Below are 553 nucleotides of genomic sequence, written 5' to 3'. Positions count from 1 at the left end.
ACAGTTTCTAATGTTGGACCAACAGCCCATCCAACGATTTTATGGGAATACAGGTCTGTTATAAGCGAGAGGTAGCACACACCTTCATTGGTTTCAACATAGGTGATGTCACTTGCCCAAATCTGGTTCGGATGGGTAGGAACTACTCCCTTAATCAAGTTTGGATATTTGCGGTAATTATGGTCGGAATCTGTTGTCTTATAGCGCCTACGGCGCTTTATACGCACCATGAGCCCATGCTTACGCAGCATCTCAACAAATGCGTCACGACCAGGGAAGCAGCCTGTATCCTCAAACATCTGTTTCAATATGGCATGCAACTTTACAGCTCCTAAGCCAGGATTTGACTTACGATACTCACGTGCCTTTTCAATGATGATAGACTCAATGACATCTTCAGCAAAGCCGTCAGAGACATTGCGCTTATTATATGCTTGCCGGGTGAAACCAAACAGCCCACATAGAGTGCCTAAACCTTGGCTCTGGCACTCTGTGCGGAGCAAGCTTACTGTTTGGTACCAGATTTTTTTCTCACAGGAATATTGAAGGTTTC

General features: G+C 45.0%; 1 protein-coding gene. It reads right to left on the bottom strand.

Translation table 11 applies throughout. The features are described 5' to 3' along the window. The coding region (locus RF638_RS16145) for a DDE-type integrase/transposase/recombinase (protein WP_368842477.1) at positions 1–553 on the bottom strand (553 nt) is incomplete at both ends.

This window comes from Kocuria sp. CPCC 205235 (assembly GCF_040980905.1).
Lineage (GTDB): Bacteria > Actinomycetota > Actinomycetes > Actinomycetales > Micrococcaceae > Kocuria > Kocuria carniphila.
Note: the sequence above shows the minus strand (reverse complement) of the source record. Positions and strands in the feature narration are given on the sequence as shown.